The following is a 25,365-nucleotide window of genomic DNA, read 5'->3' as shown; positions in this document are numbered from 1 at the left end:
ACTACGCCTCGGTGGAGGCTTCGTCGGCGGCGGGCGCCTCGGGCGCGGTGGCCTTGGCGGGAGCCTCGGACTTCGGCTTGAGGACCGGCTTCTTCTTGGCGTCGACGACGAACGGAGCCTTGGGCTCCTTCACCTGGACGGTGCTGACGGCGTCGGCGTCGCCCTTGAAGCGGCCCCAGTCGCCGGTCAGCTTGAGGATCGCGGCGACCTGCTCGGTCGGCTGCGCGCCGACTCCGAGCCAGTACTGCGCGCGCTCCGAGTCGACCTTGATGAACGAGGGCTGCTCGGTCGGGTGGTACTGGCCGATCTCCTCGATCACGCGGCCGTCGCGCTTGGTGCGCGAGTCGGCGACGACGATGCGGTAGTAGGGCGCTCGGATCTTGCCGAGGCGCTTCAGACGAATCTTGACAGCCACAATTCTCCTGTGTGGTCGTTGACCGTGAGGTCGATGATGGATGAACTGAGCCGTGAGCGTGGGGTGCACACCCGGCCGGAAGCTCGAGGGGGTTTCTTCGGCGGTGAGTAGAGGGTCGACCGCCTCGGACCCGACGGATCATTCTGCCAGAAAAACCCCCGGCCTGCGGCCCCGACACGGACACCCGTCACTCGGCGTCCGCTCCGGTCTCTGGTGCGAGGATGTGGGGGCGCGTCCCGCCCCGGTGGACGCCGGACTGACGAGGACGCCGTCATGGAGATCACCTTCGCCGAATCCGACCGCTCCACCCTCGGGATCGAGTGGGAGGTCGCCATCGTCGACCGGCAGACGGGCGATCTCGCCAACGTCGCCGACGTCGTGCTCGAGGCGCTCCGCGGCGAGGACGGATCGCCGCATCCGCGGATCACCGGCGAGCTGCTGAAGAACACGGTCGAGCTGGTCTCCGGGGTGCACCGCACCGTCCGCGACGCCGTCGCCGACCTGCAGGACCAGCTGCGCCAGGTGCGCGAGATCACCGACCCGATGGGCCTGGACCTCGTCTGCTCCGGCTCGCACCCCTTCGCGCAGTGGTACGACCAGACCATCACCGACAAGGAGCGGTACCACCGGCTCATCGACCGCACCCAGTGGTGGGGCCGCAACATGATGATCTGGGGCATCCACGTGCACGTGGGGATCGAGGACCGCGACAAGGTCCTGACGATCCTCAACGCGCTCCTCGACTACTACCCGCACCTCCAGGCGCTCTCGGCGTCCAGCCCGTTCTGGGGCGGCGTCGACACCGGCTACGCCTCGAACCGCGCGCTGATGTTCCAGCAGCTGCCCACCGCCGGGCTGCCGCCGCAGTTCGGCGCCTGGGCGAACTACGAGGAGTACGTCGACGACATGATGCGCACCGGCGTCATCGACGACCACACCGAGGTCCGCTGGGACATCCGCCCCTCGCCGCAGTGGGGCACGATCGAGATGCGCGCCTGCGATGGGCTGTCCTCGCCGGAGGAGATCGGGGCGGTCGCGGCGCTGATCCAGTGCCTGGTCGAGCACCTCTCGACGCAGCTCGACGAGGGCGGGACGCTCGCGACGATGCAGCCCTGGTACGTCAGGGAGAACAAGTGGCGCGCGGCGCGCTACGGACTCGACGCCGAGATCATCCTCGACGCCGCCGGGAACGAGCGGCTCGTGACCGACGACATCCGCGATCTGCTCACGAGGCTCGCGCCGGTGGCGGAGCGGCTCGACTGCGCGGCGGAGCTGGCCGACGTCGAGCTGATCCTCGTCGCGGGAGCCAGCTACCAGCGCCAGCTGCGCACCGCGGCCGAGAACGACGGCGATCTGAAGGCCGTGGTCCGGGCGCTGGCGGGCGAGCTGCGCGATGGTTTGAAGGACCCGCGGGCATGACCCGACGGCTCCTCGCGGGCGCGCTGCTGCTCGGCGCGAGCGCGCTGGCTCTCGCCGGGTGCTCGAGTGCCAGCGGCGCTCCCGCCGGAGCGGGTGCGACACCGACGGCGTCCGCCGCGACGGCCACTGCCCTGCCGTCGCCGACCTCGGATCCGCTGTCCGACTCCGCTCCCCTCGCGCTCGGCGGAGCGCTGCCCGCCGGCGCGCGGGTGACGATCGTGGGCGACAGCATCGTCCGCGGTCTGGGGCTCGATCCCGGACAGGCCTGGCCGGCCCTCATCGGGGACGACCTGGGCTGGAGCGTCGTCAACCTGGGCTGCGACGGCGGCGGCTTCATCGAGCCGGGCGACTGCGGCGTGGCCGTGGGCGACCGGTCCGAGGAGATCGCCGACACCCGGCCCGACGCGATCGTGCTGATCGCCAGCAGCAACGACCTCGGCTGGACCCCCGAGGAGGTCGCCGACGCGATGGGCCCGGCGGTGCAGGCGATCGCCGAGGCCTCCCCCTCCGCGAAGCTGATCGCGCTCGACTCGGTGTGGGGACCGGATCCGCGCCCGGAGGATCTCGACGCGTACGACGCGGCGCTCGTGGAGGCCGTGGACGCGGCGGGCGGGATCGCCCTCGAGTACCCGGACCCGCTGCGCGCCGACGGGCTGCTCGCCGAGGACGGGGTGCATCCGACGGCCGAGGGCCAGGTCGCGCTCGCGGACGCCTTCGTGCTCGCCGCGGAGAAGGCCGGGCTCGCGCAGGCGATCCCCGGGGACCAGCGGGCGACGGACGCGCCCGGCTGACCCCCGGGGAGCCGCTCAGCGGGTGGTGCTGTTCTTGCCGTCGCGCCAGGAGAGCAGGTCGCGCACCGGCTGGAGGTCGATGTCCGGGCCGGTGACGCCGAGCGTGAAGAGGCGGGCGCCGAGGTCGAACTGCTGGTCGAGGACGCCGAAGGAGGCGTCGCCGACTCCCCCGCGGACGCTCGCGCCGGTCGAGATCTCGATGGCGTCCATGTCGCGATCGACGCGTCCGCACCAATCGGCGAGGACGCCGAGCTTGCGCTCGAGGGTGGGGACGTCGGAGAAGCTGTGCCAGATGTCGGCGTGCTCCGCGACGATGCGGAGGGTCTTCTTCTCGCCGCCGCCGCCGATCATCACGGGGATGTCGCGGGTGGGAGCGGGGTTCAGCTTGTCCCAGCGGGCGCGGATGCGGGGCATGGCCTCGGAGAGCTCGTCGAGGCGCGAGCCGGCGGTGCCGAAGTCGTAGCCGTACTCCTGGTAGTCGCGCTCGAACCAGCCGGAGCCGATGCCGAAGATCAGGCGGCCCTCGGCGCCCTTCGCGCTGATGTGGTCGACGGTGCGGGCCATGTCGGCGAGCAGGTCGGGGTTGCGGTAGCTGTTGCAGGTGACGAGCGGGCCGAACTCGATGCGGCTGGTCTGCTCGGCCCAGGCGGCGAGCATGCTCCAGCCCTCGAAGTGCAGGCCGTCGGGCTCGCCGGAGAGCGGGTAGAAGTGGTCCCAGTTGAAGGCGATGTCGACGCCGATGTCCTCGAGCTCGGCGAGCGTGTCGCGGATGACCTCGTAGGAGACGTGCTGCGGAGCGATCTGGACGCCGATGCGGACGGGGCGCGGAGAAGCGGTTGTCATGCCTTCACGCTAGACCTCGCGGCGGGCGGGCCGGGAGTCGCGGGAGCATGCTGATCGAGTAGGCCGCGCAGCGGGCGTATCGAGATCCACCGGGATCGGGACGAGGGGATCGCGCAGCCATCGCACTGACGGTGGTGGGTCTCGATACGCCCCTGCGGGGCTACTCGACCAGCATGAGGCGGACCCATGCTGATCGAGTAGCCCGCGCAGCGGGCGTATCAAGATCCACCGTGATCGGGACGAGGGGATCGCGCAGCCATCGTGCTGACGGTGGTGGGTCTCGATACGCCCCTGCGGGGCTACTCGACCAGCATGAGGCGGACCCATGCTGATCGAGTAGGCCGCGCAGCGGGCGTATCGAGATCCGACCGGGCGGCTACTCGCCGGCCGGGTCGGGGGACGCGGTGGGGGCGTCGTCGCTGGTGGAGCGGGCGAGCTTGACGGTGGTGGCGCCGTCGGCGTCGAAGAGGCGGAGGCGACCGCCGTCGATCGAGGCCATCATCGCGTCGGCGAAGATCATCGGCAGGGCGACGCCGTCGCAGGCGATCATCGTGCTCGGGCCGGCGTCGACGGTCAGCGCGCCCTCGCCGTCGATCGACCACTCGCCCTGCACGCCGTTGCAGCCGTCGGAGCCGGTCCAGGTGCCGTCCTCGGCGAGGAGCAGGAACGGGACCTCCGGCGACTCGTAGGACACTCCCGTGACCCAGCGGCCGACGAGCTCGTCCGGCGCCGGGGCCGACGCGGCGTCCACTCCGGAGCCCTCGGAGCAGCCGGCGAGGCCGAGGGCGACGGCGGCCGCCGCGGCGACCGCGAGACCGGCGCGCACGCCCCTCATCGGCCGAGGAGCTTCTGCAGCTGCTCCAGCTCCTCCGGAGTGGGCTGCGCACCCGCGCCGGAGCCGCCGCCGAGGCCGAAGCCCGAGCCGCCCGCGTTGGTGGACTGCGGGCCGGAGCTGATCGCCGCGTTCTCCGCGGCGCGCTTGGCCGGGTTGCCCGACTTGCTGCTCTTCTTCTTCTGCGGCTTCGGGCGGCCCTGGTAGCCGGCACCGGGCAAGGGGCCCATGCCGGGGACGTTCGGCACGCCGCCCTTGGCGACGGTCTTCATCATCTTCGCGGCCTGGTCGAAGCGCAGGACGAGTTGGTTGACGTCGGTCACGGTCATGCCGGAGCCGCGGGCGATGCGCAGGCGCCGCGAGCCGTTCAGCAGCTTCGGATTCACCCGCTCGGCCTTGGTCATCGACTGGATGATCGCCTCGGTGCGGACGATCTCGCGCTCGTCGAACTGGTCGAGCTGCTCGCGCATGCCCTTCGCGCCGGGCAGCATGCCGATCATCTTCTTGATCGAGCCCATGTTGCGCAGCTGCTGCATCTGGCCGAGGAAGTCGTCGAGGGTGAACGTGTCCCCCATGATCTTCTCGGCGATCTTGCGCGCCTCGTCCTCGTCGAAGGCGCTCTGCGCCTGCTCGATGAGGGTGAGGACGTCACCGAGGTCGAGGATGCGGCTCGCCATGCGGTCCGGGTGGAACTGCTCGAAGTCGTCGAGGCCCTCGCCGGTGGACGCGAAGAGGATCGGGCGGCCGGTGAGCGAGGCGACCGACAGGGCCGCGCCGCCGCGGGCGTCGCCGTCGAGCTTGGAGAGGACGACGCCGGTGAAGTCGACGCCCTCCTGGAAGGCCTTCGCGGTGGCGACCGCGTCCTGGCCGATCATCGCGTCGATGACGAAGAGGACCTCGTCCGGGTTCGTCACCCGGCGGATGTCGGAGGCCTGCTTCATCATGTCGGCGTCGACGCCGAGGCGGCCGGCGGTGTCGATGATGACGGTGTCGTACTGCTTGTCGGTGGCGAACTTGATCGCGTTCTGCGCGACCTTCACCGGGTTGCCGACTCCGTTGCCGGGCTCCGGGGCGTACACCGCGACACCGGCCTGCTCGCCGACGACCTGCAGCTGCTGCACCGCGTTGGGGCGCTGGAGGTCGGCCGCGACGAGGAGCGGCGTGTGGCCGTCCTTGCCGAGGTACTTGCCGAGCTTGCCGGCGAGGGTCGTCTTGCCCGCGCCCTGGAGGCCGGCGAGCATGATGACCGTCGGCGGGCGCTTGGCGAACTCGAGGCGGCGCGACTGGCCGCCGAGGATCGCGACGAGCTCCTCGTTGACGATCTGCACGACCTGCTGCGCGGGGTTCAGCGCCTTGTTGACCTCGTCGCCGAGGGCGCGCTCCCGGACCTTGCCGGTGAACGCCTTGACGACGTCGAGCGCGACGTCGGCGTCGAGCAGCGCGCGCCGGATCTCGCGGACGGTGCCGTCGACGTCCGAGGCCGAGAGCTTGCCCTTCGTGCGCAGGTTCTTGAAGGTCTCGACGAGTCGATCGGAGAGGGTGCCGAAAGTAGCCATGATGCCGGGAATTCTACCGGAGCCTTCCCGGAGGTCGGACGACGGCGGCCCGCGTCGATTAACTGTACCGGGTGCAGGAACTCGTCTAGGGTGGCCGGGTGATCGAGACACTGCTCGCGGGCGACGCCGCGGATCCCCTGGACTACCGCGACGGCTGGGAGCTGCAGCGCCGGCTGCACGGCGAGGTGGTCGCCGGTTCCCGGCCGGGCACGCTCGTGCTCTGCGAGCACGCCGCCGTCTACACGGCGGGCAAGCGGACCCAGGCGCACGAGCGGCCGGCCGACGGCTCCCCCGTGGTCGACGTCGACCGCGGCGGACGGCTGACCTGGCACGGGCCAGGGCAGCTGGTCGGCTATCCCATCGTGCAGCTGCGCGAGCCGGTCGACGTGGTCGCCTACGTCCGCTCGCTCGAGGGCGTGCTGATCGACGTGCTCGACGACCTCGGTGTCGCCGGGGTGCGGGTCGACGGTCGCTCGGGGGTCTGGATCCGCCGGGGCGAGGGCGCCGACAAGATCGCGGCCATCGGCATCCGGGTGGCGCACGGGGTCACGATGCACGGCTTCGCCCTCAACGTCTCGAACAGCCTCGAGCCCTACTCCCGGATCGTCGCGTGCGGCATCGCCGACGCCGGAGTGACCACCGTCGAGCGCGAGCGCGGCGAGGCGCCGTCCATGGAGTCGGTGCGCGCCCGGGTCGAGGCGCGGTTCCGGGAGGCGGCACCAGCCTTCGCGGCCGTGGACGTCGTCGCGGGGGTCGCGGCGTGAGCGCCGAGACCGGCGGCCGGAAGCTGCTGCGCCTCGAGGTGCGCAACGCCGAGACGCCGATCGAGCGCAAGCCGGAGTGGATCAAGACCAAGGCCGTGATGGGGCCGGAGTACCGGCAACTGCAGTCGCTGGTGAAGGACGAGGAGCTGCACACGGTCTGCCAGGAGGCCGGCTGCCCGAACATCTTCGAGTGCTGGGAGGACCGCGAGGCGACCTTCCTGATCGGCGGCTCGCAGTGCACGCGCCGCTGCGACTTCTGCCAGATCGACACCGGCAAGCCGGCCGACTACGACGCCGACGAGCCGCGCCGGGTGGGCGAGTCGGTGGCGCGGATGAACCTGCGCTACGCGACGGTGACCGGGGTGGCCCGCGACGATCTGCCGGACGAGGGCTCCTGGCTGTACGCCGAGACCATCCGGCAGATCCATGAGCAGGCGCCGGGGACGGGCGTGGAGATCCTGGTGCCCGACTTCACCGGGCGCGCGGAGCACCTGCAGCGCGTGTTCGACGCCCGGCCGGAGGTGTTCGCGCACAACGTCGAGACGGTGCCGCGGATCTTCAAGCGGATCCGACCGGCCTTCCGCTACGAGCGCTCGCTCGACGTGCTGACCCAGGGGCGCGACGCGGGGCTGATCACGAAGTCGAACCTCATCCTCGGCATGGGCGAGGAGCGCGAGGAGATCTCGCAGGCGCTGCAGGACCTGCACGACGCGGGCACCGACATCGTGACGATCACGCAGTACCTCCGCCCGACGCCGCGGCACCTGCCGGTGGACCGCTGGGTGCACCCGGAGGAGTTCGTCGCGATCAAGGAGGAGGCGGAGGACATCGGCTTCCTCGGCGTGCTCTCCGGCCCCCTCGTCCGCTCCTCGTACCGCGCCGGTCGCCTCTGGGCCCGCTCGATGGAGTCGAAGGGCCGGCCGGTCCCGGAGCACCTGCGCCACCTGGCGGACGCGGCCCTCGGCTTCTCCCAGGCGGTCTGACCCGCTCTCCCCCGCGAGATGCCACTTGTGCACGCCTTGAACGGCGTGTCGCGTGCACAAGTGGCATCTCGCGGGAGCGGGCGAGACGGCGGGCGACCGGGCCTCGTATCCTTGACGCATGTCCACGGCCACGGCGCGAGCAGTCCTTCTGCGTCGAGCGCTGGAGACGCACCGTGCCGCCGTGGACGAGGTCCTCGCCCGATACGGAGCGCGCGATCCCCGACTCTTCGGCTCCGTCGCCCGGGGTGACGCCCGCGCGGACAGCGACATCGATCTGTTCGTCGACCTCGAGAGCGGATCGGGCAACGCCCTGCTGCGAGTGGCGGGCATCGGCGAGGAGATCAGCCGCATCCTCGGGGTGCGGGTGGACGTTGTGACGGAGTCGCTGCTCCGCCGACCTGTCTCGGAGACCGCGCACCGCGACATGGTTCCCCTGTGAGCAGGTCGCCCGAGGACCGCTTCTGCGACATCCGCGCCGCGATCGACCGCTGCATCGAGTACCGGCCCTACCTGAGCGGCGACGACGACGCGATGGCCGGCATGGCCATGGACGCAGTGCTGCGCAACCTCGCCGTGATCGGAGAGGCGGTGCGCGCGCTCCCGGAGTCCGCGCTCGTGACCTTCGAAGGCGTTCCGTGGGCGGCTATCGCGGGGCTCCGCAACGTGATCATCCACGAGTATTTCCGCATCCAGCCGGAGCTCATCATCGAGATCCTCGACGAGGAGCTGCTGCCCCTGGCCGAGGCACTTCGGACGCGACACCTCTGACTCCTTCGCGAGATGCCACTTGTGCACGCCTTTCACCGCGTGTCGCGTGCGCAAGTGGCATCTCGCGGAGGGGGAGGGAGGGCTCCCGGGTCAGGCGACGAGCTGGGCGGCGAAGACGTGGGGGGTGAAGCCGGTGAGGTCGTTGATGCCCTCGCCCTGGCCGACGAGCTTGATGGGGATGCCGGTCTTCTCCTGGACGGCGAGGACGAAGCCGCCCTTGGCCGAGCCGTCGAGCTTGGTGATGACGAGGCCGGTGACGCCGGCGTGCTCGATGAAGGCCTGGGCCTGCATCAGGCCGTTCTGGCCGGTGGTCGCGTCGAGGACGAGCAGGATCTCGGAGATCGGCGCCTGCTTCTCGACGACGCGCTTGATCTTGCCGAGCTCGTCCATCAGCCCGCCCTTGGTGTGCAGGCGGCCCGCAGTGTCGATGATGACCATCTCGATGCCGTGGGTCTTCGCGTACTCGACGGTCTGGTAGGCGACCGAGGCCGGGTCCTGGCGCTCCTGCTGCGGCCGGACGATCTGCGCGTCGGCGCGCTGCGCCCAGGTGGCGAGCTGGTCGACCGCGGCGGCGCGGAAGGTGTCGGCGGCGCCGACCACGACGCTGCGGTCGAAGTTGCGGAGGAACTTCGCGAACTTGCCGATGGTCGTGGTCTTGCCGACGCCGTTGACGCCGACGACCAGGATGACGGCGGGCCGCTCGCTGAGCTTCAGCGTCGTGTCGTACTTGGCGAGGCGCTCCTCCAGCGACTCGCGGAGCATCCGCTGGAGGTCGCGCGGGTCGGTCGTGTTGTAGCGGTCGACCTTGGCACGGAGGTCCTCGACCATCTCCTCGGTGATGTCCGGCCCGAAGTCGGCGGTGATCAGGGCCGTCTCGAGGTCGTCCCACGTCTGCTCGTCGATCGTGCGCTTCTCGAACAGGCCGCGGAGTGCGCGACCGAGCGACCAGGAGCTGCGTTCTGCCATGCGCCCAGGCTACCGGCGGGCGGACGTCCGATCTGCAGGCGATCCGCCCTTCGCGGAGCCTGGACCTGCGGCGGGACGGGCCTTCCGGCCGGCAGCGCCTGCGAATCGAACCCGTGGATCAGACGGCCGGGGCCTCCACGCGCTGACCGACCACGGCGGAGACGCCGTCCTGGCGCATCGAGACGCCGTAGAGGGCGTCGGCGATCTCCATCGTGCGCTTCTGGTGCGTGATGACGATCAGCTGACTCGAGGTGCGGAGGTCCTGGAAGATGCTGAGCAGGCGGCCGAGGTTCGCGTCGTCGAGCGCCGCCTCCACTTCGTCCATGATGTAGAACGGGCTCGGCCGCGACTTGAAGATCGCGACCATGAAGGCCACCGCCGCGAGCGAGCGCTCCCCGCCGGAGAGCAGCGACAGCCGCTCGATCTTCTTGCCGGCCGGGCGCACCGCCACCTCGATGCCGGTGGTGAGCAGGTTCTCCGGGTCGGTGAGCCGGATGCTGCCGGTGCCGCCGGGGAAGAGCACCGGGAAGACGTCCGCGAAGGCGGCCTGGGTGTCGTCGAAGGCCGAGGCGAAGACCGTCTGCATGGTCTCGTCGAGCTCCTCGATGATCGTCAGCAGGTCGCGCCGCGTGTTGGTGAGGTCGGTCAGCTGCTCGGTGAGGAAGACGTGGCGCTGCTCGAGAGCCGCGAACTCCTCGAGGGCGAGCGGATTGACCCGGCCGAGCTGGCCGAGCTGCTTCTCGGCCTTGTCCAGCCGGCGGCGCTGCTCGTCGCGGACGAAGGGGCGCGCGGGCGCCTCGGCGTCGGTCTCGTCGGGGACCGGGACCTCGGGGCCGTACTCGGCGACCAGCACGTCCTCGACCAGTCCGAGCTCGGAGCCGGCGCGCTCCAGCAGCCCGGTGAGCTGCAGGCGCTTCTCGTAGATCTGCAGCTCGAGGCCGTGCACGCTCTCGGTGACGCTCTGGAGGCGGTCGCGGAGCACGCCCTCCTCGCGGCGCAGCGCCTGGAGCTCCTCGTTCTGCTGCGAGCGCGCGGTCTCGGCGCGCAGCAGCTCGGCGCGCGACTGCTGCACCGAGCGGTCGACGGAGGCGAGCACCGCGGGGATCGCGCCGGTCACGTCGGCCGCGGCGTCGTGCTGGCGGCGGCGGATCACGGCGCGGCGGGCGGCTTCGTCGGCGGCGGCGCGGTCGGCGGCGAGCTGGCGCTCGAGCGACTCGCCGCGGGACTGCTCGGCCCGGACCCGCTCCTTGGCGGTCTCGACGCCGAGGCGCGCCTCGATCTCGCGCTCGCGCGCCGCGTCGACCTCGCGCTGGAGGCCGTCGCGGGCGCTGACGTCGAGGACCGGGCGCGGGCGCGACCGGGCGACGTCCAGCTCGCCCTTCGCCCTCTGCGCGGCGGCCTCGGCGTCGCCGACCCGCTCGGTCGCGATGGTCAGGGCCTTCTCGCCGCGGCCGAGCTCGGCGGTGGCGCCCTCGAGCTGCGCCCGCACCCGGCCGAGGCGCTCGGTGTGCGCGGCGCGGGCGGCGTCGTGCTCGCGCAGGGCGGCGAGGGCGAGGCGCGACTGCTCCTTGGCGGCGCGCAGGGCGCCGGTCTGCTCGGCGAGGTCGAAGCGGAGGCGGTCGATCCGGCCCTCGATCTCCTCCAGCCGGCTCGCGGCCGCGTCGCGCTCGGAGACCAGCTCGAGGCGGCTGCGCTGCCCGCCCGCTCCCCCGCTGAGGACGGCGTCGGAGATCGAGGCGCCGTCGCGGGTGACGACGGTGACCGGGTGCTCGCCGCCGGCCAGCGCGGGCCAGAGCCGGCGGGCGGTGTCGAGGTCGTCGACGACGACGACCTGCTCGAGCAGGGCGAGGACACCGTCGGGGCCGGTGACGAGGTCGCGGGCGCGGGTCGCACCCTCCGGCACCTCGATCGCGAGGGAGGGGCGGGCGGCGTCGCCGATCAGCAGCTCGACCCGGCCGAGCTCGCGGCGGATCGCCTCGTCGAGCGCGGCTTCGGCGTGGGGCTGCGAGTCGGCGAGCACGGAGTCGGCGGCCGCGCCGAGGGCCGCCGCAATGGCCGCCTCGTAGCCGGCGTGGACCTGGATCCGCTCGGCGACGCGGCCGCGGATGCCGTCCAGGCGGGTGGCGATCAGCTCGGCCGAGCCGTCGGAGACGTCGAGGGCGAGCGACAGAGCGCTTCGGCGGGCGGCGAGTCCGTCGCGCTCGCGCTCCAGCGCGTGCAGCTCCTCGCGGAGCCGCTCGATCTCGCCCTCGGCCTCGAAGACCGAGGACTGGGCGAGCTCGTAGCCCTCGTCGAGCGTGCCGTCGGTGCCGCCGCCGGCCTCGCCGATCTCGTCCTCCAGCGCGTCGAGCTGGCGCTGGGCCGCCTCGCGGCGCTGGACGGCGGAGTCGAGGGTGTTCTGCGCGCGGAGGACCTCGCCGCGGACGGCGGCAAGGCGTGAGGCGGCGGTGTCGGCCTGGCCGGTGAGCTTGGACAGCTCGAGGTCGTGCCGGGAGACCAGCGCCGACTGCGCCGCGATCTCCTCGTCGGTCGCGTCCAGGGCGCCGCGGGCGCGCACCGTCGCCTTCTGCGAGTCGGTCCACGCGGTCTCCGCGTCGAGGACGGCGATGCGGAGTCGCTCCAGCTCGGCGCGCGCCTCCTCGACCATCGGCGCCGTGACGCGGGGCTGCACGGCGGGCTGCTCCGACTCCGCCTCGAGCAGGGCGAGGCGCTGGCCGGCGAGCGCCGCCAGATTGCGCAGCCGCTCCTGCACCGACTCGAGCTCGAAGGTGGTGCGCCGGGCGTCGTCGACCGCGTCGCCGACCATCTCGGACTCGATTCGCGCGGTCCGCAGCGTGCTCTGCTCCAGCCGCTCCTGCAGCACGAGGCGCTCGCTGTGCCGCTCGCTCTCGGTGCGGGCGAAGCCGTCGAGCGCGGTGCGGAGGGTGACGACGTCGTCGGCGAGCAGGCGCGCGCGGGCGTCGCGGACGACGGCGGCGATGGTCTGCGCCTGCCGGGCGACCTCCGCCTGGCGGCCGAGCGGCTTGAGCTGGCGGCGGATCTCGCCGGCGAGGTCGGAGAGCCGGGTCAGGTTCGCCTGCATGCCGTCGAGCTTGCGGAGGGTCTTCTCCTTGCGGCGGCGGTGCTTGAGGATGCCGGCCGCCTCCTCGATGAAGCCGCGGCGCTCCTCCGGGGTCGCGTGCAGGACGGCGTCGAGCTGGCCCTGGCCGACGATCACGTGCATCTCGCGGCCGAGACCGGAGTCGCTCAGCAGCTCCTGGACGTCGAGCAGCCGGCAGGCGCGGCCGTTGATCGCGTACTCGCTGCCGCCGTTGCGGAACAGGGTGCGCTTGATCGTCACCTCGGTGTACTCGATCGGCAGCGCGCCGTCGGTGTTGTCGATGGTGAGCGCGACCTCCGCGCGGCCGAGCGGGCCGCGGGTGGAGGTGCCGGCGAAGATGACGTCCTCCATCTTCCCGCCGCGGAGGGTCTTCGCGCCCTGCTCCCCCATCACCCAGGCGAGAGCGTCGACGACATTGCTCTTGCCCGAGCCGTTGGGCCCGACGACGCAGGTGACCCCGGGCTCGAAGGCGAACGTGGTCGGCTGCGCGAAGGACTTGAACCCCTTGAGGGTCAGGCTCTTCAGGTACACCCGGCCGCCTCGCTCCGCTCGAAAACGCTCCCTACGGTACTCGACGGGCTCCGTCGTGCCGCGGAACCGCGCGGTGCGGCCCGGCGGCGTGCACACTGGGGAGGTGACGAGCCCCATCGACCCCGCGCTCCGGATCCGCGAGCTGCCGATCCCCGAGCACCCGGGCGCCGAGGGCTGGGACGACTTCGTCACCCTCACCGCGATCGGGAACGCCGTCGAGGCCGAGGGCACCGGCACGGACGAGCTGGGCTTCCCCGCCGAGACGAACCTCGGCGAGTGGCGGCAGCAGGAGTTCGACCCTCGCCGCGCGTTCCTCGCCGAGGTCATGACGGACGACGGCGTCCGCGCGGTCGGCAGCGGCGAGCTGCACTGGAGCACCGAGGAGGGCGACGACGCGGCCTGGCTGGCGTTCTCCGTCCTCGCCGGGGAGCGCGGCCACGGGGTCGGCTCCGCCCTGCTGGAGCGGCTGACGGCGGAGGCGCAGGCGCTCGGGCGCACCGTGCTGCAGACCTGGACGGCTCACCGGGCCGACCGTTCGGCGCCGCGCCTGGCCGCCCGCTCGGGGGCCGGCTCCGTGCCCGCCGACGACCCCGGCGCGCGCTGGCTCGCCTCCCGCGGCTGGGTGCTGGAGCAGGTGGAGCGGGTCAGCGCGGTGCGGCTGCCGCTGGATCCCGTGCTCGCCGCGTCCCGGCGCCGCGGTGCCCTGGCGCACGCCGAGGGCTACGAGCTGCGGCACTGGAGCGGAGCGACGCCCGCGGAGCTCGTCGACGGGATGCTCGCCCTGCGCGCCAGCATGTCCGCGCAGGCGCCCACGGCCGGGCTGTCGGTGCCGGAGGAGACCTGGACCCGCGAGCGCCTCGAGGCGCACGACCGCGAGTCGACCGCCGGCGGGCGGGTGGAGCTGACCTCGGTGGCCCTGCACGAGGGCCGGCCGGTCGGCTACTGCACCGTCGACGTGCTGCCCGGCCGCGCCGCGCTCTGGGGCGCGACGCTCGTGCAGCCGGCGCATCGTGGGCACCGGCTCGGCATGCTGCTCAAGCTCGACGCGCTCGAGCACCTGGCCGCGGCCGACCCCGACTGCCGTGCCGTCTACACCTGGAACGCGGAGGAGAACCGGCCGATGCTCGCCGTCAACGAGGCCGTGGGGTTCCGCGCGATCGCGGTGGAGGGCCAGTGGCGGCTCGACGAGGTGGCGCCGTGATCCCGCTGGTGGAGCCGGGGCGGGCGTTGAGCGCCGCCGAGCGCGAGCGCTTCGCCCGGCAGATCCGGCTGTCGCCACTCGGCGAGCTAGGACAGCGGCGCCTGCGGAACGCGCGGGTGCTCGTGCTCGGCGCGGGCGGCATCGGCTCTCCGGTGATCACGGCGCTCGCCGCGGCCGGAGTCGGGCACCTCGGGATCGTCGACGGCGACGTCGTCGAGGCGTCGAACCTCGCGCGGCAGACGGCGCACGACGAGTCGTCGATCGGCTCGTCGAAGGCGGAGTCCGCGGCGGCGACCGCGCGGCGGCTCTCCCCCGGGATCGACGTGCAGGCCTTCCCCGTCTCCTTCACCGGTGCGAACGCCGACGCGCTCGTCGCCGGCTGGGACGTGGTGGTCGACGGCTTCGACACCTTCGGCTCGCGCTACCTCGCCTCGGACGCGACGACCCGGGCCGGGGTCCCGCACGTCTGGGGCTCGGCGCTCGGCTTCGACGGGCAGCTGTCCACCTTCTGGGCGGCCGCGCCGGGCGGCGGGGTCACCCTGCGCGCCCTGCACCCCGGGGCCGAGGACGCGGCGGACAGCTGCGCGACGGTCGGCGTTCTCGGCTCGCTCTGCGCGGCGATCGGCTCGGCGATGGCGAGCGAGGTGGTCAAGCTCGTGACGGGCGTCGGCGAGCCGCTGTTCGGTCGGGTCGTGGTGCACGACGCGCTGGACGGTTCGTGGAGCGAGCTGCCGCTGGCCCGCGCGGTGCCGCCGGTGGCTGCGGTGCTCGCCGTCGCGGGAGCGGTGACCGCCGATGAGCTGCGGGCGCGGCTCGCGGGGCCGACGCCGCCGACGGTCGTCGATCTGCGGGAGGACGACGAGGACCGCTCCGTCGCGATCCCCGGGGCCGTGCGGCTGCCGATGTCGCGCTTCGATCCGGCGCTGCTGCCCGCGGGGCCGCTGGTGCTGCACTGCGCCTCGGGCGTGCGCTCTCGGATCGCGGCCGACCGCGCGGCGGCGGCGGGGATCGCCTCCGACTCTCTGCTCGGCGGCATGGTGGGCTGGCGCTGATCCGATCGCCGGTCTGAGGTTCGATTCGCAGGTCTTCCGCGTTCGCCGTGCTGTCTCGCCGCGTGGGGCGGCCGACCGGAGCCGAGATCTCCTGCACAACGGACAGGAGCCTGCACAACAGACAGGAGCCTGCAGAGCGGACAGGAGCCTGCAGAGCGGCGAGAGGCGCGGGTTTCAGCCGCCGGCGAAGGGCGGCAGGACGTCCACCGCGGCGCCCGCGGGCAGCGGGGTGGCGCGGTCGGTGGTCGAGACGCCGTCGACCAGGTAGCTGCAGCGGGCGAGGACGTCGGCGGCGGACGGCGCGGAGGCGACGAGCGACGCCTCCAGGGCGGCCAGGTCGGCGACGCCCTCGAGCTCGTCGGAGGCGCGCCCGAGGGCGGCCTTCGCCGCGGCGAAGTAGCGGACACGCACGCTCAGCCGCCGATCGCACTCATGGTGCGCTCGGGCTGCACGAATCCGGCCCGGTTCATCTCGTGGCCGGCCGGCTTGGCCCACATCGCGCCGCGCCAGAGCTGGGCGACGTGGTGGTCGTCGGCGCCGGAGCGCATCGCGCCGAGCAGGTCGGTCTCCTCGTTGGAGAAGAGGCAGCTGCGGACACCGCCCTCGGCAGTGAGCCGGGTGCGGCGGCAGTCGCCGCAGAACGCCTCGGTGACGGAGGCGATGATGCCGACCGTGCCGAGCAGCTCGTCGGAGCCGATCGCGCGGACGTCGAAGAGCTCGGCGGGCGCACCGTCGCGGGGAGCGGCGTTCGGCGTGAGGACGAAGCGCTCCGAGAGCAGCTCGCGGATCATCGCCGCCGTGATCATCGTCGAGCGGTCCCAGCCGTGGTCGGCGTCGAGCGCCATCTGCTCGATGAAGCGGAGCTGGTGCCCTCCGGCGAGCGCCCAGGCGAGCAGCTCGGGCGCCTCGTGGTCGTTGATCCCGGGCAGGAGCACCGCGTTGATCTTGGTCTGCTGGAGTCCCGCGGGGCCGAGCGCGTCGATGCCGGCGAGGACCCGGTCGAGGAAGGGGCGGCGGGTGACCTTCGCGAAGGTCTCGGCGCAGATGGAGTCGAGCGAGACGTTCACCCGGTCCAGGCCCGCGTCGGCGAGCGACTGCGCGCGACCGGAGAGGCCGATCGCGTTGGTGGTCAGCGAGATCTCGGGGCGCGGCTCGATCGCCGCGACGTCGCGGATGATGTCGACGAGGTCCTTGCGCAGCAGCGGCTCGCCGCCGGTGAAGCGGATCTGGCGGACGCCGAACTGCTCGACGGCGATGCGGGCGAGGCGGACGATCTCCTCGCGGTTCAGCAGCGAGGCGGGCGGCTGGAACGGCAGGCCCTCGGCCGGCATGCAGTAGGTGCAGCGGAGGTTGCAGCGATCGGTGAGCGAGATCCGCAGGTCGTCGGCGACGCGTCCGTAGGTGTCGAGCAGCAGCGGTGTCTCGGGCCGCTCGGCCGGGAGGACCGCACCGCGCGGGCGGGGCCGGATGCCGGGGATCCCGAGTGCTGTGCTCATCCGGACAGACTACGCGCCGGATCCGGGCCGGAGCGGGCAAGATGGAGACGTCCCTGCCGCCGGTCAGGAACGCCTCCGCCCCGTCAGGAACGCCCCGCGCCGTCAGGAGCGCTTTCGCCGGCCAGGACCTCCGAGAGGACCCGATGACCTCGATCGATCTGCACGCCGCCCGCGTTCGCGCACTGCTCTCGCCGCTGGCCACCCGCGGCGCCCGCGAGACGCTGGCGCTCGCTCCCGCCGCCGTCGCGGCCGACCCGGGCGCGTACGACCGCCGGGTGCTCGCGCGCTCGGTCGACGCTCCGCTGGATCTGCCGCGCTTCGACAACTCGCAGATGGACGGCTTCGCGGTGCGGGCGGCGGACCTCGCCGCGGCGAGCGCCGGCAGTCCGGTCTCGCTGCCCGTGGCCGCGCCGATCCCGGCCGGCGACCGCGCTCCCCGGCACGAGGCGGGCACCGCGGTGCCGATCATGACGGGCTCGCCGCTGCCGGCCGGGGCCGACGCGGTCGTCGCGATCGAGACGGTCGACCCGCCGCGCTTCCCCGCCCCGGGCAGCACCGATGTCCAGGTGGCGTTCTCGCGCCCCGTCGTCGCGGCGGCCTTCGTCCGCGCCCGGGGCAGCGACGCGAGGCAGGGCGAGCTCGCGCTGCCCGCCGGCACCGTCCTCCGCGCCGCGCACTACGGGCTGCTCGCCTCGCTCGGCCTGACCGAGGTCGAGGTGCTGCCCCGCGTCCGCGTGATGGTCGTGCCGACCGGGCACGAGATCCGCGCGGCCGGCTCCGAGCTCGAGGACGCGCAGATCTACGACGCCAACGGCTCGCTGCTGGCCGAGGCGGTCCGCGAGGCCGGCGGCCTGCCCAGCGTGGTGCCCTGCGGCAGCGACCGGGCGGAGGACCTCCTCGCGCTCCTCGACGCGCACGCGGCCGAGGCCGACCTCGCGATCACCGTCGGCGGTGTCAGCGCGGGCGCCTACGAGGTCGTCCGCGACGCGCTCGGGGCGGCCGGCTCGGAGTTCGGCCACGTCGCCGTGCAGCCGGGCGGACCGCAGGGTCTGGGCCTGGTCCGGGTCCGCGACGACCTGCACCTGCCGATCGTCTCGCTGCCGGGCAACCCGGTCAGCGCCCTGGTCTCGTTCGAGCTGTTCCTGCGGCCCGTGCTCCGCTCGCTCGCCGGCCGGCTGCCGGCCGAGCGCCCGCGGCTGCGCGCAAGGCTCGCCACGCCGCTCGACTCCCCCGGGCACCTGCACCAGATCCGGCGCGGCACCCTCGACGACGAAGGGCTCGTGCACGCCGTCGGCGGGCCGAGCTCGCACCTGCTCGCGTCCTACGCTCGATCGAACGTGCTGATCCACGTCCCGATCGGGACCGAGCACGCCGCGACCGGAGACACGGTCGAGATCTGGAGGATCGATGACTGACACGACGGACAGGACCGGAAGCGGCGGGACGGCCGACGGCACCGAGCTGACCCACGTCCGCGGCGACGGCGCCGTGCACATGGTCGACGTCGGCGGCAAGCAGGTCACCTCGCGGGTCGCGGTCGCGGAGGGGTTCGTCGAGACGACCCCCGACGTCGTCCGCCTCCTCGCGCAGGGCGAGCTGCCCAAGGGCGAGGCGCTCGGCGTCGCGCGCATCGCCGGGATCATGGGCGCCAAGGCCACCTCCACGCTGATCCCGCTCTGCCACCCGCTGGTGCTCGACGGCGTCGACATCGACCTCGAGCCCGGCGACGACCGGGTCCGGATCGAGGCGCGCGTGCGCACGAGCGGCCGCACCGGCGTCGAGATGGAGGCGCTCACCGCCGTCAGCGTCGCTGCGCTCACCGTCTACGACATGATCAAGGCCGTCGACCGCGGCGCCGTCATCACCGGGATCCGCGTCCTGGCGAAAGAGGGCGGCAGGAGCGGCTCGTGGAGCCGGTCGTGAGCCGCACCGCGGTCGCGGTGGTCGCCTCCACCCGCGCCGCCTCGGGCGTCTACGAGGACCGCACCGGTCCGGCGCTGCTGACCTGGTTCGAGAGCCGCGGCTGGAGCGGCCGCGTGGTCGTCGTCGCCGACGGCGACGCGGTGGGCGAGGCGATCTCCGACGCCCTCTCGGCCGGCATCGACGTCGTGATCACCACCGGCGGCACGGGTGTCGCACCGAGCGACGTCACTCCGGAGCAGACCGCGCCGCTGCTCGAGCGCGAGCTGCCCGGACTCGCCGAGGCGATCCGCGCGCGCGGGGCAGGCCATGTGCCCACCGCGGTGCTCAGCCGCGGGCGCGCGGGAGTCAGCGGCCGGAGCGTCATCGTGAACCTGCCCGGCTCCCCCGGCGGCGTCCGAGACGGCATCGAGGTGCTCGAGCCGATCATCGGCCACGTGCTCGACCAGTTGGGCGGGGGCGATCATGTCCGCTGATCCCGTCGCCCTGGCCCGGATCGCCCGCGACCCCGTCACCGTCGACGAGTGCGAGCACGCCGTCGAGTCGCCGACACACGGCGCCGTCGTCACCTTCGCCGGGATCGTCCGCGACCACGACGAGGGCCGCGGGGTGCTGCGCCTCTCCTACGAGGCGCACCCCGAGGCGCCTGCCGCCCTGCTCGCCTCGGCCCGGCGGATCGCCGAGCGGTTCCCGGAGGTGCGCGTCGCCGCGGTGCACCGCGTCGGCGACCTCGTGGTCGGCGACCTCGCGCTCGCCTGCGCCGTCGCCTCCGCCCACCGCGCCGCGGCCTTCGAGGCCTGCGCGGCCCTGGTCGACGACATCAAGGCGACCGTGCCGATCTGGAAGGAGCAGTCGTTCGTCGACGGCAGCTCGGAGTGGGTCGCGTCGCTCGGCTGAGCCTCCGCGGCGGGCTCGGAAACACGAGCGTCACACGTCTGGGGTTCACTGGGAGGAGCGCGCCGTCGGCGCACGGAGCGGAGGGCGCGGCATGGACCTGAACACGATCCAGCGCGTGCGCGTCGTCCGCGAGCGCGCCGAGCTGGCCTCGATGGGTCCGCGCACCGCGGTGATCGGCGGCGGGTCCTGGGTGTTCTCGCTCCCGCACGACCACCTCGACGAGCTGCTCGACCTGCAGGGCTTCGGCTGGGAGCCGTACCGCGAGACGGCCGAGGGCCTGTCGATCGCGGCGACCTGCACCCTGGCCGAGCTCTCGGCGATGCCGGACGACGGCCGGCCGTCGCACCCGCTCTTCTTCCAGTGCTGCACGGCACTGCTGGGCTCGTTCAAGATCTGGAACGTCGCGACGGTCGGCGGCAACATCGCCAACGCACTCCCGGCCGGGCCGATGATCAGCCTCGCCGCGGCGCTCGACGCCGAGGCGCTGGTCTGGCGGGCGGACGGCTCCGACGCGCTCGTGCCGGTGGCCGAGCTGGTGACCGGCAACATGACGACCTCGCTCGGGCACGGCGACGTGATCCGCTCGATCGAGTTCCCGCGCCGGGCGCTGGCGGCGCGGACGGCGTACCGGAAGATCGCGCTGTCGCCGCTCGGGCGCTCCGGAGCGCTCGTCATCGGCCGGGTGGACGCTGACGGGGCGTTCGTGCTCACGGTGACGGCCGCGACGATCCGTCCCGAGGTGCTCCGCTGGCCGGCGCTCCCCTCCTCCGCAGAGCTCGACAGCGCGATTGGCGCGATCACGAGCTGGTTCACCGACCCGCACGGGGCGGCCGACTGGCGGCGCGCGGTAGTCGGCGTGCTGGCCGAGGAGATCCGCGGCGAGCTGGGCGGGCCGGAGCCGGCCGCCGAGCCGGCCCCGACCGCGGGAGGCACCGCATGAGATTCACCGTCAACGGCGAGCCGGTCGACGCGACTCCCCGCCCCGGCCAGGTGCTGCGGACGCTGCTGCGCGACCACGAGCACTTCGAGGTCAAGAAGGGCTGCGACGCGGGCGACTGCGGCGCCTGCTCGGTGCTCGTCGACGGCACGCCCTTCCACTCCTGCCTCTACCCCGCGCACCGCATCGAGGGGCACGAGGTCACCACCGCCGCCGGACTCGGCATGCCGGAGGAGCCCGGCGCGGTGCAGCAGTCGTTCGTCGACCACGCCGCCTTCCAGTGCGGCTTCTGCACGGCGGGCATGGTCGTCACCGCGAGCGCCCTCGAGGGGGCGCGCGAGGAGGACCTGCCCCGCCTGATGAAGGGGAACCTCTGCCGCTGCACCGGCTACCGGCCGATCCGCGAGGCGGTGTCCGAGCACGTCTGCGAGCCGCCCACCGGGCTGACCCCCGTGCGTCGCACCGGGCGCGTCTCCGCCGACGAGTCGCGGGTGGGCCGCTCGCTCGGCGCCCCGGCCGGCCGCCGCATCGTCTCCGGGCAGGAGCCGTACACGCTCGACGTCGCCGTGCCCGGGCTGCTGCATCTCAAGGTGCTGCAGAGCCCGCACGCGCACGCCCGGATCCTCTCGATGGACACCGCGGTCGCCGCGACGATGCCCGGCGTCGTCGCCGTGCTGACCGCCGCGGACGTGCCGGACATCCTCTACTCCACCGCACGGCACGAGTCGCGGCTGGACGATCCGGACGACACCCGGATGCTCGACACCGTCGTGCGCTTCCGCGGCCAGCGCGTCGCGGTCGTCGTCGCCGAGTCGGTCGGAGTGGCCGAGGCCGCCTGCCGGGCGATCGAGGTCGAGTACGAGCTGCTGCCCGCGGTCTTCGACCCCGAGGAGGCGCGCACGCCCGGCGCCCCGCTCCTGCACGCGGACAAAGACCCGATCGCCTCGCGCATCGCCGACCCCGGCGCGAACGTGGTCGCCGAGCTGCACGGCGAGTACGGCGACGTCGCGGCCGGCCTCGCCGAGGCGGAGGTCGTGGTCGAGGGCCGGTGGACGACGTCCCGCGTCGCGCACACCGCGCTGGAGACCCACGGCACCATCGGCTGGCTCGAGGGCGACGAGCTGGTGCTGCGCACCTCCACCCAGGTGCCGTTCCTGGTCCGGGACGAGATCGCGCGCATCTTCGATCGTGACCCCTCGAGCATGCGGGTGTTCACCGCGCGGGTCGGCGGCGGTTTCGGCGGAAAGCAGGAGATCCTCACCGAGGACGTCGTCGCGCTGGCCGTGCTGGCGACCGGGCGGCCGGTGCAGTTCGAGTTCACCCGCTCCGACGAGTTCACGATGGCGCCCTGCCGGCACCCGATGCGGGTCGACGTCACGCTCGGCGCGCGCCGCGACGGGACGCTGACCGCGCTGAGCGTCGACGTGCTCTCCGACACCGGCGCCTACGGCAACCACGGCCCCGGCGTGATGTTCCACGGCACCTCCGAGTCGGTCGCGACCTACACGGCGCCGAACAAGCGCGTCGACGCGCAGGCGGTCTACACGAACAACCTGCCCTCGGGCGCGTTCCGCGGCTACGGCCTCGGCCAGGTGATCTTCGGCATCGAATCGGCGATGGACGAGCTCGCCCTCGAGCTCGGCATCGACCCGTTCGAGCTGAGGCGGATCAACGCGGTGAAGCCCGGCGAGCCGCTCGTGGTGACCCACGTGGAGGGCGACGACATCGGCTTCGCCTCCTACGGGCTGGACCAGTGCCTCGATCTCGCGGAGGCGGCGCTCGACCGCGCGACGGGGGCTGAGGCTCCCGAGGGACCGGGCTGGAGCACGGGGCGCGGCATGGCGGTCGCGATGATCGCGACTCTGCCCCCGCGCGGCCACTTCTCGGAGGCCACCGTGTCGGTCGACGCCGAGGGCGTGCTCACGATCGGAGTCGGCACCGCGGAGTTCGGCAACGGGACGACGACCGTGCACACCCAGCTCGTCGCGAGTGCGTTCGGGGCCTCGGCCGACCGGGTGCGGATCCGCCAGTCGGACACCGCCGCGGCCCGGTACGACACGGGCGCGTTCGGCTCCGCAGGGACGGTCGTCGCCGGCAAGGCCGTGTACAGCGCGGCGCTGCGGCTCCTCGCCGACCTGCGCTCGCTGGCGAAGCGGCTGACCGGCCACGACGGCAGCGAGTTCGAGCCGGACGACGAGGGGCTGCTCGCCGCCGACGGCACCCGGGTGAGCTACGCCGACCTGGTGCTCGCGGCCGGCGGACCGGTGTCGGCGACCGGCAGTGAGGACGGCGCGCAGCGCTCGCTCGCCTTCAACGTGCAGGGCTTCCGCGTCGCGGTGCACGCGCCGACCGGTGAGGTGCGGATCCTGCAGTCGGTCCAGGCGGTGGACGCCGGCTTCGTGATCAATCCGGCGCAGCTCCGCGGGCAGGTCGAGGGCGGCGTCGCCCAGGCGATCGGTTCGGCGCTGTACGAGGAGGTGATCCTCGACGGCGAGGGCACCGTGACCACGGCGATCCTGCGGAACTACCACATCCCGCAGATGGCCGACGTGCCGCCGACCGAGGTGCACTTCGCCGACACGGCCGACGACCTGGGCCCGTTCGGCGCGAAGTCGATGAGCGAGGCGCCCTACAACCCGGTGGCCCCCGCCCTCGCCAGCGCCGTTCGCGACGCCGTCGGCGTCCGGCCGCACGCCCTGCCCGTCTCCCGCGACCGCGTCTGGCGCCTGCTCCACCCCGACACGGCTCCCGTGCCGACGGTCGACGCGGGCGCACCCCCCGGCTGACCTCGGACGCGCTTCGCGCCGACCGCGGACGCGGCTCACCATGCTGGTCGAGTAGCCCCGCAGGGTGTATCGAGACCCACCATCGCCAGAACGCGGTGTCTGCAGACCGCCCCACGAACGGGCGTGGCTCTCGATACGCCCGCTCCGCGGCCTACTCGATCAGCATGCGCACCCATGCTGGTCGAGTAGCCCCGCAGGGGCGTATCGAGACCCATCACCGCCAGCACGCGGTGTCTGCAGACCAGCCTGCTGACGACAATGGATCTCGATACGCCCGCTCCGCGGGCTACTCGATCAGCATGCACAACCATGCTGGTCGAGTAGCCGCGGAGCGGCGTATCGAGACCCGCCGTCCTCAGCACACCGCGCCGAGGCGTCAGACGCGCGACGCCAGCTCCGCGCTCGCGCGGGCGACCTCGCGGGCGATCGCGTCCTCGTCCGCGGTGACGAGGTGGCCGTCCGCGACCGTGGGCCGCCCGTTCACGAGCAGCAGCGTCAGCGGCGGCTGCGCACCGAGCGCGAGGGCCGCGACCGGGTCGGCGATGCCGGCGTGCTCGATCCCGTCGATCCGCCACAGCGCCAGGTCGGCGAGCTTGCCCACCTCGATCGAGCCGATCTCGTCCTGGCGCCCGAGCACGCGCGCCCCGCCGATCGTCGCGATCGAGAGCGCCTGCCGGGCGCTCATCCGGTCGGCGCCCGCGCGGAGCCGGTTCATCAGCACGGCCGCGCGGATCTCGGAGCCGAGCTGCCCGGACTCGTTCGAAGCCGCGCCGTCCACGCCGAGCCCGACCGGAGCCCCGGCCGCCAGCAGCTGCGGGATCGGCGCGATGCCCGCCGCGAGCCGCGCGTTCGACGACGGGCAGTGCGCGACTCCGGTGCCCGTGGCCGCGAACTTCGCGATCGCGTCGTCGTCGAGGTGCACGCCGTGCGCCATCCAGACGTCGTCGCCGAGCCAGCCGAGCGACTCCAGGTAGTCCGTGGGCGACATCCCGAAGGTCTCCCGGGTGAAGGCGTCCTCCTCGACCGTCTCGGAGCCGTGCGTGTGCAGGCGCACGCCGAGCTGCCGGGCGAGGACCGCCGACTCGCGCAGCAGGTCCGGTGTCACCGAGAACGGCGAGCACGGCGCGATCGCGACGCGCACCATCGCGTCGAACGAGGTGTCGTGGTACCGCTCGACGGCCTCGCCGCTCGCCTGCAGCGCCGCGGCGGTCGTCTCGACCGCGAAGTCCGGCGGGAGCCCGCCCTGCGACTCGCCGAGGTCCATCGAGCCGCGCGTCGCGTGCAGCCGCAGCCCCAGGGTCGTGGCGGCGTCGACGATCCCGCCCACGATGTCGCCGGAGCCGCGCGGGAAGACGTAGTGGTGGTCGCCCACGGTGCTGCAGCCCGAGCGGGCGAGCACCCCCATCGCACCGAGCGACGCCGATCGGGTGAGGTCGGCGTCGATCCGCGACCAGGCGGGGTACAGCGCGACGAGCCAGTCGAAGAGGATCGAGTCCTGCGCCCAGCCGCGGGTCAGCCACTGGTACAGGTGGTGGTGAGTGTTGACGAGTCCGGGGGTCAGCAGGTGCCCACGACCGTCGACCCGGGTCAGCACGACCGGCTCCGCGGACGGGAGACCGGTCGGCGCCCGGCCGTCGAGCGCCCAGGCGGGCGGCTCCCCCGCGCCGACGGCGACGATCCGGCGGTCGTCGACGACCACGTGGCCGCCGGGGTGCTCGGCTCCCGCGGCATCGACGGTGGCGACGTGGGCTCCGGTGATGACGTGACGCTGCATCCTCCGAGCATGGCAGCGCGGTGTTTCGCGGTGGTTTCCTCCGCCCCGGCCCGTCCCCGTCAGGGCCGTTCCGGACCGCTGCTCAGCGCGCGAAGAACAAGATCGCGAAGGGAGCAGCCGTCCACGAGCGCGTCGTCGTGCGGACGGTGAACCTCCCGGAGACGGTCCGTCGAGGACCGCGCGTCGTCGGCACGGCACGCACTCGAGGCGGAGGAAGGCCGACGGAGGGGGACGGACGCGGAGCGACGGGACATCACTTCGCGTCCGTCCCCTCGAGGCGGTCCGCCGGCGCCCGACGAACGTCAGGGCAGCCGGTCGGACCGCCGCCGAGCCG

23 protein-coding genes are annotated in these 25,365 nt (G+C 73.2%); 14 read left to right on the top strand and 9 right to left on the bottom strand.

All coding sequences use genetic code 11. The features are described 5' to 3' along the window. Window position 1: 1 nt before the first annotated feature. Window positions 2-415 carry a 30S ribosomal protein S16 gene (gene rpsP / locus EDF22_RS06425; protein WP_123445713.1) on the bottom strand — a complete coding sequence of 138 codons (414 nt, stop codon included), beginning with the start codon at window positions 413-415 and terminating at the stop codon, window positions 2-4. A 273-nt stretch (window positions 416-688) separates the two neighbouring features. On the opposite strand from rpsP, the gene EDF22_RS06420 reads away from it, so the two are divergent. Further along, entirely contained in the window at window positions 689-1,834 is a 1,146-nt protein-coding gene (locus EDF22_RS06420; protein WP_123703303.1) for a glutamate--cysteine ligase, read from the top strand. Continuing rightward, window positions 1,831-2,625: an SGNH/GDSL hydrolase family protein gene (locus EDF22_RS06415; RefSeq protein ID WP_123703301.1), complete on the top strand. Its 795-nt coding sequence runs from the start codon at window positions 1,831-1,833 to the stop codon at window positions 2,623-2,625. The genes EDF22_RS06420 and EDF22_RS06415 overlap by 4 nt, the downstream gene beginning before the upstream one ends. A gap of 15 nt (window positions 2,626-2,640) precedes the next feature. On the opposite strand, the gene EDF22_RS06410 is transcribed toward EDF22_RS06415, so the two are convergent. From EDF22_RS06410 to ffh, 3 genes are all read right to left on the bottom strand, one after another. Next, entirely contained in the window at window positions 2,641-3,468 is an 828-nt protein-coding gene (locus EDF22_RS06410) for an LLM class F420-dependent oxidoreductase (protein WP_123703299.1), read from the bottom strand. A 376-nt stretch (window positions 3,469-3,844) separates the two neighbouring features. Further along, window positions 3,845-4,294 carry an META domain-containing protein gene (locus EDF22_RS06405; RefSeq protein ID WP_166674053.1) on the bottom strand — a complete coding sequence of 150 codons (450 nt, stop codon included), beginning with the start codon at window positions 4,292-4,294 and terminating at the stop codon, window positions 3,845-3,847. Between the two features lie 5 nt (window positions 4,295-4,299). Next, complete coding sequence (ffh, locus tag EDF22_RS06400; protein WP_123703295.1) at window positions 4,300-5,856, bottom strand: signal recognition particle protein; 1,557 nt, start codon at window positions 5,854-5,856, stop codon at window positions 4,300-4,302. A 98-nt stretch (window positions 5,857-5,954) separates the two neighbouring features. Here ffh and lipB point away from each other — a divergent pair, with 98 nt between their 5' ends. The 4 genes from lipB to EDF22_RS06380 all read left to right on the top strand — a co-directional run bounded on the left by lipB (window position 5,955) and on the right by EDF22_RS06380 (window position 8,371). Beyond that, window positions 5,955-6,620, top strand: a complete 666-nt coding sequence (gene lipB, locus EDF22_RS06395; RefSeq protein ID WP_123703294.1) for a lipoyl(octanoyl) transferase LipB — start codon at window positions 5,955-5,957, stop codon at window positions 6,618-6,620. Further along, window positions 6,617-7,603, top strand: coding sequence for a lipoyl synthase (lipA, locus tag EDF22_RS06390; protein ID WP_123703292.1), 987 nt, complete (start codon window positions 6,617-6,619; stop codon window positions 7,601-7,603). Before lipB ends, lipA begins: the two co-directional genes overlap by 4 nt. Window positions 7,604-7,721: 118 nt before the next feature. After that, a complete protein-coding gene (locus EDF22_RS06385) occupies window positions 7,722-8,042 on the top strand; it encodes a nucleotidyltransferase family protein (RefSeq protein WP_123703290.1) in 321 nt (106 codons plus the stop codon). Beyond that, window positions 8,039-8,371 (top strand): DUF86 domain-containing protein, encoded by a 333-nt coding sequence (locus EDF22_RS06380; RefSeq protein WP_123703288.1) that lies wholly within the window; start codon window positions 8,039-8,041, stop codon window positions 8,369-8,371. Before EDF22_RS06385 ends, EDF22_RS06380 begins: the two co-directional genes overlap by 4 nt. Before the next feature lie 90 nt (window positions 8,372-8,461). Here EDF22_RS06380 and ftsY read toward each other — a convergent pair whose 3' ends face one another. Together ftsY and smc are read right to left on the bottom strand one after the other, a co-directional pair. Next, complete coding sequence (gene ftsY / locus EDF22_RS06375) at window positions 8,462-9,337, bottom strand: signal recognition particle-docking protein FtsY (RefSeq protein ID WP_123703286.1); 876 nt, start codon at window positions 9,335-9,337, stop codon at window positions 8,462-8,464. A gap of 118 nt (window positions 9,338-9,455) precedes the next feature. Then, window positions 9,456-12,968: a chromosome segregation protein SMC gene (smc, locus tag EDF22_RS06370; RefSeq protein ID WP_123703283.1), complete on the bottom strand. Its 3,513-nt coding sequence runs from the start codon at window positions 12,966-12,968 to the stop codon at window positions 9,456-9,458. 103 nt (window positions 12,969-13,071) lie between these two features. Here smc and EDF22_RS06365 point away from each other — a divergent pair, with 103 nt between their 5' ends. Next, entirely contained in the window at window positions 13,072-14,169 is a 1,098-nt protein-coding gene (locus tag EDF22_RS06365) for a GNAT family N-acetyltransferase (protein ID WP_148059125.1), read from the top strand. Then, on the top strand, window positions 14,166-15,221 hold the full coding sequence (locus EDF22_RS06360) for a HesA/MoeB/ThiF family protein (RefSeq protein WP_123703279.1): 1,056 nt from the start codon (window positions 14,166-14,168) through the stop codon (window positions 15,219-15,221). The genes EDF22_RS06365 and EDF22_RS06360 overlap by 4 nt, the downstream gene beginning before the upstream one ends. 174 nt (window positions 15,222-15,395) lie before the next feature. On the opposite strand, the gene EDF22_RS06355 is transcribed toward EDF22_RS06360, so the two are convergent. Continuing rightward, window positions 15,396-15,632: a MoaD/ThiS family protein gene (locus EDF22_RS06355; RefSeq protein ID WP_221180888.1), complete on the bottom strand. Its 237-nt coding sequence runs from the start codon at window positions 15,630-15,632 to the stop codon at window positions 15,396-15,398. Window positions 15,633-15,634: 2 nt separating this feature from the next. Then, the gene (gene moaA, locus EDF22_RS06350; protein WP_123703277.1) at window positions 15,635-16,717 is read right to left on the bottom strand and encodes a GTP 3',8-cyclase MoaA; all 1,083 of its coding nucleotides are present in this window, start codon (window positions 16,715-16,717) and stop codon (window positions 15,635-15,637) included. Between the two features lie 143 nt (window positions 16,718-16,860). Between moaA and glp the strand changes: the two genes are divergently transcribed. The 6 genes from glp (at window position 16,861) to EDF22_RS06320 (ending at window position 23,257) form a co-directional block, all read left to right on the top strand. Next, window positions 16,861-18,132, top strand: coding sequence for a gephyrin-like molybdotransferase Glp (gene glp / locus EDF22_RS06345; protein WP_123703275.1), 1,272 nt, complete (start codon window positions 16,861-16,863; stop codon window positions 18,130-18,132). Beyond that, the gene (moaC, locus tag EDF22_RS06340) at window positions 18,125-18,640 is read left to right on the top strand and encodes a cyclic pyranopterin monophosphate synthase MoaC (protein WP_123703273.1); all 516 of its coding nucleotides are present in this window, start codon (window positions 18,125-18,127) and stop codon (window positions 18,638-18,640) included. The genes glp and moaC overlap by 8 nt, the downstream gene beginning before the upstream one ends. Then, window positions 18,637-19,113, top strand: a complete 477-nt coding sequence (locus EDF22_RS06335; protein WP_123704769.1) for a molybdenum cofactor biosynthesis protein B — start codon at window positions 18,637-18,639, stop codon at window positions 19,111-19,113. The genes moaC and EDF22_RS06335 overlap by 4 nt, the downstream gene beginning before the upstream one ends. Further along, a complete protein-coding gene (locus EDF22_RS06330) occupies window positions 19,103-19,534 on the top strand; it encodes a molybdenum cofactor biosynthesis protein MoaE (RefSeq protein WP_123703271.1) in 432 nt (143 codons plus the stop codon). Before EDF22_RS06335 ends, EDF22_RS06330 begins: the two co-directional genes overlap by 11 nt. A gap of 91 nt (window positions 19,535-19,625) precedes the next feature. Further along, on the top strand, window positions 19,626-20,474 hold the full coding sequence (locus EDF22_RS06325) for an FAD binding domain-containing protein (protein WP_123703269.1): 849 nt from the start codon (window positions 19,626-19,628) through the stop codon (window positions 20,472-20,474). After that, a complete protein-coding gene (locus tag EDF22_RS06320; protein WP_123703267.1) occupies window positions 20,471-23,257 on the top strand; it encodes a molybdopterin-dependent oxidoreductase in 2,787 nt (928 codons plus the stop codon). The genes EDF22_RS06325 and EDF22_RS06320 overlap by 4 nt, the downstream gene beginning before the upstream one ends. A gap of 376 nt (window positions 23,258-23,633) precedes the next feature. On the opposite strand, the gene EDF22_RS06315 is transcribed toward EDF22_RS06320, so the two are convergent. Then, on the bottom strand, window positions 23,634-25,031 hold the full coding sequence (locus EDF22_RS06315; RefSeq protein WP_123703265.1) for an 8-oxoguanine deaminase: 1,398 nt from the start codon (window positions 25,029-25,031) through the stop codon (window positions 23,634-23,636). Window positions 25,032-25,365: the final 334 nt, after the last annotated feature.

Source organism: Rathayibacter sp. PhB127 (genome assembly GCF_003751665.1).
GTDB classification, from domain to species: domain Bacteria; phylum Actinomycetota; class Actinomycetes; order Actinomycetales; family Microbacteriaceae; genus Rathayibacter; species Rathayibacter festucae.
The sequence above is the reverse complement of the archived record's forward strand: the minus strand, read 5'-3'. Positions and strand labels throughout refer to the sequence as shown.

Excerpts from the sequence above, each read along its gene's own strand:
- EDF22_RS06325 (WP_123703269.1), top strand. The coding sequence starts at position 19,626 with ATGGACCTGAACACGATCCAGCGCGTGCGCGTCGTCCGCGAGCGCGCC.
- EDF22_RS06420 (WP_123703303.1), top strand. The coding sequence starts at position 689 with ATGGAGATCACCTTCGCCGAATCCGACCGCTCCACCCTCGGGATCGAG.
- glp (WP_123703275.1), top strand. The coding sequence starts at position 16,861 with ATGACCTCGATCGATCTGCACGCCGCCCGCGTTCGCGCACTGCTCTCG.
- EDF22_RS06385 (WP_123703290.1), top strand. The coding sequence starts at position 7,722 with ATGTCCACGGCCACGGCGCGAGCAGTCCTTCTGCGTCGAGCGCTGGAG.
- EDF22_RS06410 (WP_123703299.1), bottom strand. The coding sequence starts at position 3,468 with ATGACAACCGCTTCTCCGCGCCCCGTCCGCATCGGCGTCCAGATCGCT.
- ffh (WP_123703295.1), bottom strand. The coding sequence starts at position 5,856 with ATGGCTACTTTCGGCACCCTCTCCGATCGACTCGTCGAGACCTTCAAG.
- ftsY (WP_123703286.1), bottom strand. The coding sequence starts at position 9,337 with ATGGCAGAACGCAGCTCCTGGTCGCTCGGTCGCGCACTCCGCGGCCTG.
- EDF22_RS06415 (WP_123703301.1), top strand. The coding sequence starts at position 1,831 with ATGACCCGACGGCTCCTCGCGGGCGCGCTGCTGCTCGGCGCGAGCGCG.
- moaA (WP_123703277.1), bottom strand. The coding sequence starts at position 16,717 with ATGAGCACAGCACTCGGGATCCCCGGCATCCGGCCCCGCCCGCGCGGT.
- EDF22_RS06315 (WP_123703265.1), bottom strand. The coding sequence starts at position 25,031 with ATGCAGCGTCACGTCATCACCGGAGCCCACGTCGCCACCGTCGATGCC.
- EDF22_RS06330 (WP_123703271.1), top strand. The coding sequence starts at position 19,103 with ATGTCCGCTGATCCCGTCGCCCTGGCCCGGATCGCCCGCGACCCCGTC.
- moaC (WP_123703273.1), top strand. The coding sequence starts at position 18,125 with ATGACTGACACGACGGACAGGACCGGAAGCGGCGGGACGGCCGACGGC.
- EDF22_RS06320 (WP_123703267.1), top strand. The coding sequence starts at position 20,471 with ATGAGATTCACCGTCAACGGCGAGCCGGTCGACGCGACTCCCCGCCCC.